The 13,102-nt window shown below is 43.8% G+C and carries 10 protein-coding genes; 5 read left to right on the top strand and 5 right to left on the bottom strand.

What is annotated here, in order from left to right:
- Positions 1-19 precede the first annotated feature (19 nt).
- Complete coding sequence (locus WBA89_RS28115) at positions 20-3,355, top strand: N-6 DNA methylase (RefSeq protein WP_424410920.1); 3,336 nt, start codon at positions 20-22, stop codon at positions 3,353-3,355.
- On the top strand, positions 3,355-4,938 hold the full coding sequence (locus WBA89_RS28110) for a hypothetical protein (protein ID WP_371123307.1): 1,584 nt from the start codon (positions 3,355-3,357) through the stop codon (positions 4,936-4,938). Before WBA89_RS28115 ends, WBA89_RS28110 begins: the two co-directional genes overlap by 1 nt.
- 235 nt (positions 4,939-5,173) lie before the next feature.
- On the opposite strand, the gene recG is transcribed toward WBA89_RS28110, so the two are convergent.
- The 5 genes from recG to WBA89_RS28085 form a co-directional block, all read right to left on the bottom strand.
- A complete protein-coding gene (gene recG / locus WBA89_RS28105; protein ID WP_424410919.1) occupies positions 5,174-7,258 on the bottom strand; it encodes an ATP-dependent DNA helicase RecG in 2,085 nt (694 codons plus the stop codon).
- Entirely contained in the window at positions 7,255-7,455 is a 201-nt protein-coding gene (locus WBA89_RS28100) for a hypothetical protein (RefSeq protein ID WP_424410918.1), read from the bottom strand. The genes recG and WBA89_RS28100 overlap by 4 nt, the downstream gene beginning before the upstream one ends.
- 210 nt (positions 7,456-7,665) lie before the next feature.
- Entirely contained in the window at positions 7,666-9,357 is a 1,692-nt protein-coding gene (locus tag WBA89_RS28095; RefSeq protein WP_424410917.1) for a relaxase/mobilization nuclease domain-containing protein, read from the bottom strand.
- 57 nt (positions 9,358-9,414) lie between these two features.
- Positions 9,415-9,792 (bottom strand): hypothetical protein, encoded by a 378-nt coding sequence (locus WBA89_RS28090; protein ID WP_333352199.1) that lies wholly within the window; start codon positions 9,790-9,792, stop codon positions 9,415-9,417.
- Between the two features lie 14 nt (positions 9,793-9,806).
- A complete protein-coding gene (locus tag WBA89_RS28085) occupies positions 9,807-9,965 on the bottom strand; it encodes a hypothetical protein (protein ID WP_424410916.1) in 159 nt (52 codons plus the stop codon).
- A 590-nt stretch (positions 9,966-10,555) separates the two neighbouring features.
- Here WBA89_RS28085 and WBA89_RS28080 point away from each other — a divergent pair.
- Genes WBA89_RS28080 through WBA89_RS28070 form a run of 3 tightly spaced genes read left to right on the top strand, consistent with a single transcriptional unit; the run spans position 10,556 to position 13,095 of the window.
- Positions 10,556-11,737, top strand: coding sequence for a ParM/StbA family protein (locus tag WBA89_RS28080; RefSeq protein ID WP_424410915.1), 1,182 nt, complete (start codon positions 10,556-10,558; stop codon positions 11,735-11,737).
- Positions 11,730-12,194: a hypothetical protein gene (locus WBA89_RS28075; RefSeq protein WP_424410914.1), complete on the top strand. Its 465-nt coding sequence runs from the start codon at positions 11,730-11,732 to the stop codon at positions 12,192-12,194. The genes WBA89_RS28080 and WBA89_RS28075 overlap by 8 nt, the downstream gene beginning before the upstream one ends.
- 55 nt (positions 12,195-12,249) lie before the next feature.
- Complete coding sequence (locus WBA89_RS28070) at positions 12,250-13,095, top strand: mobilization protein (RefSeq protein WP_424410913.1); 846 nt, start codon at positions 12,250-12,252, stop codon at positions 13,093-13,095.
- Positions 13,096-13,102: the final 7 nt, after the last annotated feature.

Raw genomic sequence — 13,102 nt, 5'->3', positions numbered from 1 at the left:
GATTGGTATGGTTCGGCTGATGCTAGCTGGGATAAATAATCCAGCAATTGAATTAGGGGATACACTAGAAAATCCTATCATGCAGATTAGTTCGGATACTTTATTCACACTCCAGCAAGGGCAGAATTTAAAAACTTCAGGTAATATTCCTGCACTACAAGGTCATCAACGCTCCAAGAAAATAATAACTCAGCCACCATTTGATTTATCCTCTGAAGGATTTGACTGCATTTTAGCAGTGCCACCTTTTGGCGCTAAGGTTAACTCAGAAGTAGCAAGTCGTTTCCCTATTAAGAGTTTGCATCACGCAGCGCTTTTTATGCAACATATTATGAGTGTTCTACGACCAGGAGGGCGTGCTGTAGTTGCTTTTGCCGAGAACATTTTATTTGATCCAAGAGCGGAGCAAGTTCGTCAGCTACTGCTTGAAAAATACAGAGTTGAAGGTGTGCTTTCACTTCCTCCAAATGCTTTTTATCCCTACACAAGTATCAAGACAAGTATTCTGACCTTTTCTCACCATCATCCGTATGAAAAAATTCGGTTTTTTCAAATCCCTCAAAGTGAAAAGTGGTCTCATAATTTTTCTTACATATCTTCAACTAATGATGAAAAATTATCGAAAGTTATTAAAGACGATTTTTATAGTTTAGACTCGCATAATATTGTATGGGAATTTCAACATGGGAAGTCAAGTCAACATCTATGGGAAATTCCCGTAAAAGAGCTGTCCTTGCGAAATTGGGAACTGGTAGCCAAAAAAACTGAAGAAGAAACAGTAGAAGAATTTATCCGGCAACTGCATAGAGTAGATCCTAATATATTTATTAAGCAGTCATGGGAACAGTTTGAGATTTTTGCTGGCATCAAATACAACTTATCATCCACCAATCAGAAAAACGAAGACCCCCAAAATACTGATGAAGCAATAAAAATAATTCGTATTGCAGATGTTAATGACGGAAAAATTAAAATTCCTTCCTTATCTTGTAAAATTGAGCAGATCACTCCTAAAATAAAAGATGGCTATTTTCTTAAAGCTGGGGATTTATTAGTATCAATTTCAGGGACTATAGGGAAAGTAGGTATTGTGCCTGAAAAATTGGCTGGCAATCTTGCATCTAGTGGTTTGGCAGTCTTTCGATTACCTCCAGAAATTTCATCCACCTACTTATCTATCTTACTCCGTTCGCCAAACTACCAAGCATGGCTTAAAGAACACGCAAATGGCAGTGTTATTCAGCATTTATCTATTAAAGCTCTCCGCAAACTACCAGTTCCTGTTCTATCATTGCCGATTCAAGAGCGTATAGATCGGAGAAGTTGGGATGCTCCGCTCAATGCTACAAGGAGGCTTCTTGCCTGTTTAACTAAAGAAGGTTTTGATATAGTTGCAGACTGGCTTGAAGTAGATCCAATCATTCAAGATGTTCTAAATAGCTCGCGCTCGGCTAAAAAAGAAGCGAATCTTGCCTTACTGTTGAGGATTAGTGAGGTAGTTGACCCGTTGCGAAATAAAATTGCTCATTCCCCATCATCAACTGACCCTATTCTTACACTTTGGTTGTTAGAATTAGCATCTGGACTACGGGAGATGACAGGATTTGAGGATATTCCACCGGGTATGGCACGACTGACTGTACTGACTAATACAAAACTTTCTCTTACTAGAACGCTCCATATCTTAACCAGATCAGACATACTATTAGTTAAGCGTGCTAGAGAATTGACTATCGGACTGCTCGAACTTGTAGATAGACAAATACAAGAACAAGTTACAGATGTCCATGTTGAAGTTTCTTTGAATCTACCAGTTATCCCTACAGCAATTCAGGTTGAAGTTATTTTGACGCTGCACAATATAGGAGTTATCCCAATTCGGCAGTTCCATGTTTCGACTTACCCGGAAATTGGCACCGCAAAAACACCCTACCTCCCTGAAGGAAAAGGAATAGATGTACGTCTGGTAGTTCCACCTCAAGAGGCGGAGGGAATGTTTGACTTTGTAGTTTTGTGGTCAGGTAAACTTTTGACTGGTGAAAGAATAGAACGAGAAAGTCCACTGACTCTTGGTATCAAAGCTTTTGAGTCATCTTTCAGAAAAGTTGATTTTGGAGCAAGCCCATACATTGTGGGAAATCCCGTTGATCGGGAAGAAATGTTTTTTGGACGTAGCAAAATTATTGAAGCTATCAAGCGCCAACTGACAACTCCACACCAAGCCAATGTAATTCTTTTGGAAGGAAACCGACGAACTGGAAAAACATCAATTTTGAAGCACTTCGAGCGAGACGAGAAACTCCCCGGATGGATTGTTGTCAACTGCTCTTTTCAGGGAGGAGAAGCCGATACAGATAAAGTGGGGCTGACAACCGCAGCGGTGTTTCGCCTGATGGCAAAGCAACTTGGGATAGCAGCGCACAAGGCAGGACTTACTGTGCAGCTTCCTGATGCTCCACCCTATGACCCCAACCGTCCTTTTCAATTACAGTTTGTACGCTCGCTTCGCCAATATCTATCGAACGAGTATCCTTTTGAAGACTTTGAACTTTTCCTGCAATTGCTTCTTGATGTCGCACATCCTCGGCGGATTTTGTTCATGCTTGATGAATTTGACAAACTCCAAGAAGGTATCGATTCAGGTGTCACTAACCCCCAAGTTCCAGAAAACATCCGCTATTTGTTCCAAACTTATTCTCAATTGTCCGGCATTATCACGGGTTCCCGCCGTCTGAAGCGCTTGCGTGAGGAATATTGGTCTGTACTATTTGGTTTGGGCTACCGTATAGGACTTGACCCCCTTGAATTAGACTACGCCCGCCAACTTGTTACCGAGCCGGTGGAAAGTCGTCTTGTTTACGTTCAGCAAGCGCGAGACCTCGCTGTTGAGCTGTGCGCCCGCCAACCTTTCTTAATTCAGTCTCTATGCAACCGCATTTTTGAACGTGCCGTTCAGACTAATCAACAAACCATAACCCTAGATGCTGTGCAAACTGCTGCTGATGAGATGGTGCGTGACAATGAGCATTTCCGCACATTATGGGACTACGCAGGCACAGAGCGCCGACGGTTTATTCTGTCACTATGTCACAAGCTTGAACCAGAGCCAGACCCAGTAACATTGGCTCTGTTGGAGATTAAGTTAGAAGAAGCAGAAGTTCTTATACCGTCTGGGGAGCGCCTCGGAGAGGATATCGAGTTTCTGCGAGAGCTTGAACTTTTGGAACTAGACTCTACCGGAGGTTTAGATATCTACAAACTGGCGATTCCACTTATGGGAGACTGGATTAAAAGGAATGTTGATCATGAAGACCAGCGCAAAAAAGCAGTGCAGGAAGGAGAGGAGAAATTTTAATGGCCATTAATCCGTATCAAGTATTGGGGACAGCGCCAGTAATTTGTCGTGGCAGGCAAAGCCTATTTGAGCAACTAAACTGTCAGCTTACCAAACCATCTCCTGACCATGTGCAAATTGTGGGACACAAGTTTATTGGTAAAACAGTTTTTCTTCAAGATGTTGCTCTTACTTTCAAAGCTGGTAAAGCACCCTATATTTCAGCACTATACTTGGATCTCGGTCATCAAACTCCTAGTTCTGATAGGGAGTTTATGCGCCGTTTTGCTGAAGAAATTAAGTCGGCTCTCCTGCCAGTAAAAAAGGACTTGGCTGATGAAATAGATCCAAATTGTGAAAAATTATGGGATATTCTCCCTGAAGTGCTAGAACTTTTGCAGGATGAAAATCAGCGACTTTTAGTAGTGCTAGACGGATTTGATAGAGTGCTGGGGATTACGAGTCTAACCCGCAACCTCTGGGATAGGCTTAGATATCTTGCTGAGAAAAAAAGTTTGCGATTTGTTACAGGAAGCTGCCGTCCACTTCGTGAACTTTGTAAAACTGAGGCATCACAAACATCAGATTTTTGGAATATATTTAACCCCAATCCCTTTAAAATAGGCTGTTTTCAGGATAAGACCTGGTCTGAAATATTAACACCTTTTACTGATAGAAATATTTTATTTGACAGTAGCGCTCAAAAAGAACTGAGTAATTGGAGTGGAGGAGTACCAATTTTAGCTGCTACTCTCTGCTCTTACCTTTGGGAACAAATTGAACTGGGAACAACCATTTCTAAAACGCAAATTGACAACGCAGCTACAGAAGTATTTAACCAGTCGGAAATTATTTTGGACGAACTTTGGGATGAATGTGGGGTAGAAATTCAAAGCGATTTAATCGAACTTACGAAAAATGACATTCTTTTATCTAAAATTTCTGAGCATCGCCGCGACTTTTTGGAAGGTCGTGGCTATGCTAAGGCATCAGGCAGCAAATTAACAGCTAATTGCCGTTTAATGCAGAAGTACGCTAAAAAACGAGAAGCTCCTGTTACTGATTTGCAACGCCTATTTGGCGATAATAATAATTATGAAAGAAACATCCGCAATTTACTTGAATTGAGGTTAGCACAAGTATCCAATGCAAATCAAGATTTGAAACGTTTGATCAAATGTGCCATTGGAGACCTAAATCCAGAACCCAATGATGCTATAATGAGATTTCGCAACATTACTGATACAGCACTTAAATTAATCTGGAGTGCAGAGCTTACTCCTAATTACCAAGTTCCGCAAGAATGGATCGATTTTTGGCGTTCAAAAGGTGAACAAATACCCGATGGAGAGAATTTACCAAATGTTCCAAACAGTTTAGGTGGTCAGTGTAGACTTCTTATAATCATGACTGGCACTGTCAAAACTAGAAGATCAGTAGCTCGTTTCATTTCAAAACCAACAGCTCTCCTTGTAGAACACATCAAAGCTATAGGAGACTTCGGCCAACATAGTGAAGGGCAAAAAGTTTCTCTAGAAACGGCTGTTGCCTTTTGCTTATCTGCTATTGAACTTTGCGAAAGACTGGCGCATGAGTTACCGTAGTTTGGTAAGAGGAGCAAATTATAATACCAATTCTCCAAATTTATGCAACAGTGGCCTAAGTAGAGTAATTATATGAAGTTAACCCAACGATGCAGATTGTAGCAAAACTTTGCAGAATTGGTATAAAATAAGGTAAAGTTAAACACAGGAGAACGTTGGCTCACTTCTCCTGGTCTTTAGAACTAGATGTTACCAGATTAATCCAGCTTCTCGCTAATCTGATATTTTTTACTTCTTAATTTAAAGAGCCATTCCAACTGGTCAGCCCTAGTCTTTTAAGTTCTGCAACTATCAATGAATGTCCTTCTAAATCAGGGTCACTCTTAACAATTGCCACTGCCATTTTACGAGCTAAATTCACCAAATCCTTATCATCCAGTATATTCGCCAAAGCAAATTCTGAGATTCCCGACTGGCGATAGCCCATCACAACTCCTGGCCCTCGCAACCGCAAATCCATCTCCGAAATAAAGAACCCGTCAGTGGAGTTTTCCAACACTTCAAGACGTGCCTTGGCTTCTGCTGTTTTACTGGTATCTAGCAGCAAACAATAGGAAGGGTGCGAACCTCGACCAACACGACCTCTTAACTGGTGCAGTTGAGCTAAGCCAAAGCGCTCGGCATGGTCAATCAGCATGACAGTAGCGTTTGGAACATCCACGCCCACTTCCACAACAGTCGTGGAAACCAGTATTTGGGTTTTGTTATCACGGAAGGAGTTGAGGGCTTCATTTTTTTCTGCTGATGTCATCCGACCATGCAGCAAACCAACTCTAAATTCGGGAAAGATTTCAGTTGATAGTCGATCGTATTCTGCTACCGCTGCTCTTAGATCTAGCTTTTCCGATTCTTCGATCAGGGGAAGGATGATGTACGTTTGACGACCTCGAAGTACCTCGCGGCGGATTAAATCGTATGCTGAAGCGCTTTTATTAAGCACTTTCGTGTGAATCTTCTGACGACCGGGCGGTAACTCGTCAATCTGACTGACATCCAAATCCCCGTGCAAGGTCAGTGCTAAAGTACGCGGAATAGGAGTCGCGGTCATCGTCAGCACATGAGGTCTGTTTCCCTTGTTCAGTAAATCTTGTCGCTGCTGCACGCCGAATCTGTGCTGTTCGTCGATGACTACCAGCCCTAGTTTGTTGAAGTTGACCTTCTCTTGCAGAAGCGCGTGAGTTCCTACCAATAGTGAAAGTTCACCCGTCTCTAATTGGGCGTGGATTTCTCTGCGCTTGGTGGTTTTGGTAGAACCCGTCAGCAATTGAACAGAAACGCCAAGGCGTTCAAACCACGTCGCAATCTTCCTGTGATGCTGTTGGGCTAGCACTTCTGTAGGTGCCATAAGTGCCGCTTGGTAGCCAGACTGGATGGCAGCGAGGATAGCAACGACAGCAACAACTGTTTTACCAGAACCGACATCCCCCTGTACCAGTCGGTTCATCGGCGTTTTGGAAGTCATGTCGTTGAGAATGTCGTTAATCACCCTACGTTGAGCTGAGGTAAGCGAGAAGGGAAGTTGAGAGTAAAACTGTTGGATTAGAGGGCCAGCAGGAGTTATTTTTGTAAAAGCTGATCGCGCCAAAAGTCGGTGGCGACGCACGAGAAACGATAGCTGAAGATAGAAAAACTCATCAAATACCAGGCGACGGCGGGCAGCTTCCAGTTTTGTTTCGTCTGGGGGCTGGTGGATGTTTGCGATCGCCTTCTGTAATTCCATCAAACCATGTTGTCGTCTGAACTCCTGCGGCAGGGGGTCATTTAGCAGCTTGGCAGATTCCAAAGCTGAGGTTACTGCATCTTGGACAATTTCGTTGCTAACTCCCTTTGTCAAAGGATAAATTGGGATAATTGAATTTTTCGTATCCTTGGCTTCGTCTAGACCGATTAATCGGATTTCAGGGGAAGTTAATGTCATTCCGCAATAGCGATCGGCTTTGACTATCCCAGATATAGCAACAATGCCTCCAGCAACATAGGTGGCGGCTTGCTCGTTCCTCCACTTTTTTGATTGGTAGTACGGGTGGTTGAAGAAACGCTTGCAGGCTATCTTACCGGTTCTGTCCTTGACAATAATAGTCTGAATTGTTAGCCTAGAATTTTTAGGCGGGCTGACTACTTCCTGATGTTGAATTTTACCTACAACCGTGACTGAATCGCCTACTTTCAACTGAGAAATTTTTACTCGCCGATACTTAATGTAATCACGGGGAAAGTAGAGCAGTAAGTCTCGTACATTTGTAAGGCCCAGCCTTTCTAGCATTTTGTAATTGCTTCGGCTTAACCCTGGCAGATCGCAAATGGGTGAATGCAGTTTCATGATGATAGTTGGGAATTTCTCAGATTCAAATTTTTGTTAGCAAGCCATTCATAATGCTGCGCTAGCAGCCACTTCACCAATGGCAAATCGCTGAATTTAATTTGGAGATACACTGCTTTTAGTCCTTCCATTACTTCTAACAAAGCAGAGTTCCATTCTCGCTGGTTGCACGAAGATTTAGGGCGCAGTCGAGACAAGTAAGTGACGTAGATTCATAATTTTAAGGTGGCGCTTCCACTCTTTCACACTACTGATAATTGTTTGGTTTTTAGGTGGGTTGCAGCGACGGGTTTACTGCTCAAACAAGTCGAAAAGGGCTGGAAATAAGCAATTTGTTTATCGCCCAACTTCAGTCATCGTTTCCTGGCACGATGAAAGCTGCATAAAATACTAATAGTGAGCTTTGATTAATCCAAAATTACGCCAAAATTGCGATCGATTGCTTCATCACGAGCGTTAAAACCATTTTCGTTTTCTGGCTCTTGAGATGCTAAGATTGCGTTCCAGCCGGCAAAGCCTGGATTGATTCGCTTTGATTGAGGGAATGTTTCAATAATTTCTTTTGACAATCGATCGCCGTCTCGATCTCCTTTGAAGCCGACTACTATAGTTTCTACTTCCTTAAGAAAGTCGGTTGGCAGCGAAGAAACCGCATCAATGCTTAAGTATAAAGTCGGTCTATTATTGAAATCTGGATCTAAGGCAATTACAGACAGGAGTTCTACCGGGTTGCTGGCAATAATGGCTCTTTCAATATTGTTTTGAACCGCTATCCAGAAAACTCCCTTTTCACTGTTGTCGCCTGCTTGATGTGAGCCTTCCCCATGACTGTCAATGGAAAATTTTCCATTGGCGTCTAAGGTGCAGGTTCCTCTGTACTCTCCTGCAAGGGTGCGGAGGTGGAATACAGGGCGGTTCAGGTTGTCTGCGTCTATCCATCCCCTGTCGTGTAGCAGGTCAATTAATTCGACTGGCAGACAAGCATTTTCTATCAAATTGCTTCGTACAGACTCCCAGTTAAGTGAGTCGAACCCCGATGTTTCGCGATCGTTGGGCGAGTCGGGTTTGCTTACATCTTCTGACTCAGCGATTAAAGAATCTTTGTCGGTTTCTGAGGAAGTCCCTGTGCTGCTTCGTTCTCCCTCTGGCCTGTCAATGTTAGAGTAGCTTTGCCAGTATATTGGTGAAGAATTGCTCTCGATGCTGCTGTTCCTCATTTCGCCGCAGTCATCAGGATCACTATCAGTGTTCGCGTCGCTATTTGGTTTAGAGTTTTCTGTTTCCAAATTTTCGTTCAATTCTGGCTCTTGCAATGGGGGAATGGCTTCCACATTTCTGTCAGTATTAGCAGAGTAAGTGACTCCTCTGTATTTTTGCAGCCCATTGAAGGTGTAAGCTTTGCCTAAATGAGTGCCGCTAAAAGCAATATTGCCTAATTTGTAGCTAATCCCTAATTCGCCTGCGGGGGTAGGTTCTATTTTTACACTAATGCCTTGTTCGACGAGTCGGTCAATCAAAAGAGCGATCGCGGGACTGTCAGTGGTCGATCGATCTAGTGCTGTTTGCAGTTGTTCCCGTACACTAATCTCTCCGGTTCGCGCTAACCGTCGGCATTCCCCAGTTGTAGAAGAGCGCCGTTCTTTATCAAAGTTTCGGGGAGCTGGTGTCAAATTGTACTTGTTTTCTAATTCTTGAATTAACTTTTCGCTGCGTAGATAGTTCCAGCTATCGGATACGCAAGTTCCTTTTTCATCCAATTTAATGCGACTGGCCGCAATGTGAATGTGGTCGTGGTCGCGGTCGGTATGGCGGATGATAGCAAACAGGTTTTTATCCAGTCCCATTCCTTCTAGGTAATCTAGAGCGATCGCCCGCCATTTAGCATCAGGAATATACTCGCCAGAAGGCACGCTTAAAGTCGCATGATAAACTGGTTTTTCAACTCTAGGGTTGAGTTGTTTGGAGAAGAGAAACTCCGCAGCTAATTCCTCGGCCTTTTCCCCTACCATATTTCCTCCAATCAGTGAAGCTCCTTCTTTGGAGAAGAGGTAATTGAGCAATGGAGTAAAACTTTTACCGATTTTCTGCTTGCCAATCATTATTTACTAAACTTAAAAAGTGTGTAGCCCAAAAGTGATGATTTGTGGATAGTTTTATTAACATTTTTCGCTAGGATATTCTGAATTTTCCTCGATTTCGCTTAAATTCATTAGAAATTGGACGTTCATTTGCTTTTGCTGTACTTGCTTGAGCAGTGCCAAAGTTTCCTCAATAAGTTCCTCAAAGTTGGCTGGCTGTGTAATTTCCCCCCCCATCCATAATGCTTGTTCTGTAGCAATAGCAATTGGTTTAAGCCGGAGGTTAAGTTCTGCTAATTTTTGGCACAAAGCTGGTTGATGTTGTTGTTTAAAAGTGTGGTATCGGAATAGACCGCTGATACTTACCTGGAGATTTTTAGCCATTGCTTCAGCAAGTTGAAGTTCTTCTGGCGTTAGGTATATGGCTATTCTTTTGATTCGTTTGGAGCTCGACATGGTTAGTTTGCTCGCTATTTGGTGTTGGAGTAACGAACTTTATCCTTCGGCTGCGATCGGGTAGCGTGCACGGAGGGCAATTGCGCCTCAGCCACCTGCCGATCGCTTGTTGTCTGGAGGGGCTTTAACGCATGGAAACTCGATGTCAGCCTTTCCAATGGAAAATTTTCCATTGCCACTAGGGCTCAGACTCTGGTTTGGCTGGGTTCGACTCGCGTAGGAATTTCTAATGGAAAATTTTCCATTGTCACGGAGGCCGAGATCCAGATTTGGCTGAACTTAACAGGCGTGGGAATTTCCCATAGACATCTCCGAAAATCAATGATGCGTGCTCTTCCACTTTTGCTTGCATACCCGATCGCCCTTGTCTCTACATCTTTTTTCGAGATGTCTGTCTAATGGAAAATTTTCCATTGAACAGCGACAGGCTGGCAGCAGCGCTCTCCTCATAGGGGTGCTATCCCGTTAGAGAAAGCAGTTTGCACGCACCTCTGACACAGCTTGCTACCAAAAGCTCTGTCCCAGCCTAAGCCGTGAGTCCGATTTTTGTAGATGCTGGGATTCAGACAACTGGCTGAGGGAGGGGAGGTTTTAGGAGGGGTTAATAAGTAGTAAGTGCGTTTTAGTCCTTGAATAGCTGTTGCTTTGCAGCCTTCTTTTGAGGTGGCACGCTTGGCTTAGCGTAAGGGTTATTTCTGCACGTCCAAACGTACAGGGCTGTTTGTTTACCACTCTTAAAACTTCAATTAGGAAGACCTGCGATATGAGTGAAACTACTATCGAAACCATCTGGCCTCAAGCGATCGCGGCCTACGATTACGGGGGGTCAGCTACCAAAATTCTCTACGCAGGGCCAAAGAATCAAATTCGACTGCTGTGCATGGAACCGGAGGTCGTATCTGTACCGCACGAATCAATTTTGGCTTATGGCAGAGACCAATTGGGGTCAGCCGAGCCTGAGAATACGGCTTGGGTTGCCTTTAGGAACGATTACAGGGCAGTGGGGTATTTGGCGAAAGAAAGGTTTCACGCCAATGCTGGCCTTTCGGAGCTTAAGTACGAGAGGGCGCTGCACAAAACTCTGGCTGGGATGTGGGCGATTAAGGAAAAGCTGAATTTGCCTGCGAAATTTACGGCGGCGATCGCAGTGTTGTTGCCACCGGGGGAATATGAAGACCGAAATCGGTTCGAGCGGGTGCTGCGGGAAGCTTTAGCGGATTACCAAACTCCTACAGGTCAGATGAGCGTGGAATTGTTGGCGTTTAACTGCAAGCCAGAGGGCGGTGGCATTTACCTGATGCACAACAAGAAAGTCGGCTCTGTTTTGAAAGAGCGGGTGTGCGCGATCGCCATGATTGGCTACCGTAATGCCAGTCTGCTGGTGGTGCAACGGGGGGATGTTAGACCGGGAAAAACGAGTGATTTGGGCTTCATCCGCATGGTGGAGAGGGTGGTAGCTAGGACTTCGGGGCAGACTGCTGAGCGATTGACTCCGGCGATCGCCGCAGCGGGATCTGAGTTTAAGGCAGCTTCTCTGATGCGGTTGGCTCGCAGCACGACTAAGCAAGGGCGGGCTGAAGAAGTGCAGCAGATGATAGCAGCAATCAAAGAGGCGCGGCCTGAATATGTGCGGAGTCTTACCAGTTGGTTGGATGAGAATTTGCCACCTGATTGCGATGAATTGGTGTTCTGTGGTGGGACGGCTGATTATCTTCGTAGGGAGTTAAACGAACATTACGATCGCTTCCCGATTATTTGGAATGCCGAAGTTGCTATGCCACCTATTTTGGCAAAGAAAGGGTTTGAAAATCGGCTCAATGATGTCTATGGGATGTTTTCGTATTTCAAGGGAAGTTTGAAAAAGCAGTTCAATTCTCAGATAAAGGAAGACGCTGTTTGTGGGTCAAAAGATTCCGCTTTAAAGGAGATAGTGGCTCATGGCTAAGGAAAAAGAAAGGGTTGATTTTTTGTGGCGCTATCAGCCTTTTAAATCTACTCCTGATGGAGTTTTGATGTCGTATATTAAAGGCAATTTATTGTTGCCTTCGAGAGAATTGATTCTCCAAGCTCTGCGCCCTTACTGGTTGCCGTTAGCATATTTGGAAAAAGGGGATATCGATCCTGTTATTTTAGGGCGGTTATTTAGAAATGCCGTCTATGTTCTGGAAAAGCAAGCTCTCTATTTGCGCGAACGAGGCGGGCTTGAATATCCTCCTATTCATATAGGGGGAATGCCTATTTCTTCAATACCCTCTTCGCGAGAATTACCTGCTGATATTGAGGAGTCAGACAGGTCTAGGCTGAACGGTGCTAGTTTGAGGTGTTCTCACCATGACCTTAGCAAATTGACTGCGGATGACTTGTTTGAATTAGAGGATTTTGATGATTCAGGATTCGCTTGATTAGGATTCAAGTGTTGATTTCTTAGAAAGTAAACGTGAAATAGAGGATTGGGATATGGCAAGTAGAAGTAGGAACTCTAAGTATCAAGTTCAACTAACAGATTCTGTGGTTAAACAGGTTGAGGAAGGAGGAGATTCAGGTATGGGTACAGCGACAGAAAACTCGAAGGGTTTCCAAGAGTGCAGCTTAGAGAAGGTTGAGAAGTCGGCCACTAAAATTCATCTGATTGATGGAGAGAAAGGCGGGGTTGGAAAGAGCTTATTTGCTAGGGTATTGATTCAGTATTTCTTGGACAAGAATTTTCCTTTTTTTGCCGTAGATACCGATCGCTCTAATCCTGATGTATCTCGAATCTATGAGAGCGTATGCCGTGAAGCTCTGTTTAGCGAGGACGAGAAGAAGTTTTACGAAGCGGATCGGATTTTTGAATTGGCGTTTGAGAAGAGCGTGATTGTCAATTTACCGGCTCAGGTTTATCCTTTGGTAACTAAGTGGATGGGAAGGAACAATTTAATTGAGTTGGGGAAGCAGTCTCGCATTAGTTTTTGCAAGTGGTTTATTTGCACGGGGGGCTATGATAGCGTGCAACTCTTTTTGAAGTCAGTTAAGCATTTTGATAATAAGATTGCTCACGTTCTTGTCCGTAATTTAGGATTGGAGGATGATTGGAGTTCTGTGGAAGAGATGGAGGAGGTACAGAATGCGATTAAAAAGTATGAGGTGAAGGTGATTGATTTTCCTAAGTTTTATTCGCGGGAAAGGAATGCAATTGATGCTCAGGGGATAACTTTTGATTTGGCAAGAAATAGTCAGGAACTGGGTGTGTTGGGCCGGCAGCGGATTAAGTCATTTATGTTGTCAGCTTATGAGGCGTTTGAAACTACGGGGATGTTGCCGTGAGTTATGG

Source organism: Microcoleus sp. (assembly GCF_049646505.1).
In the GTDB taxonomy this organism is placed as follows: domain Bacteria; phylum Cyanobacteriota; class Cyanobacteriia; order Cyanobacteriales; family Microcoleaceae; genus Microcoleus.
The sequence above is the reverse complement of the archived record's forward strand: the minus strand, read 5'-3'. Positions and strand labels throughout refer to the sequence as shown.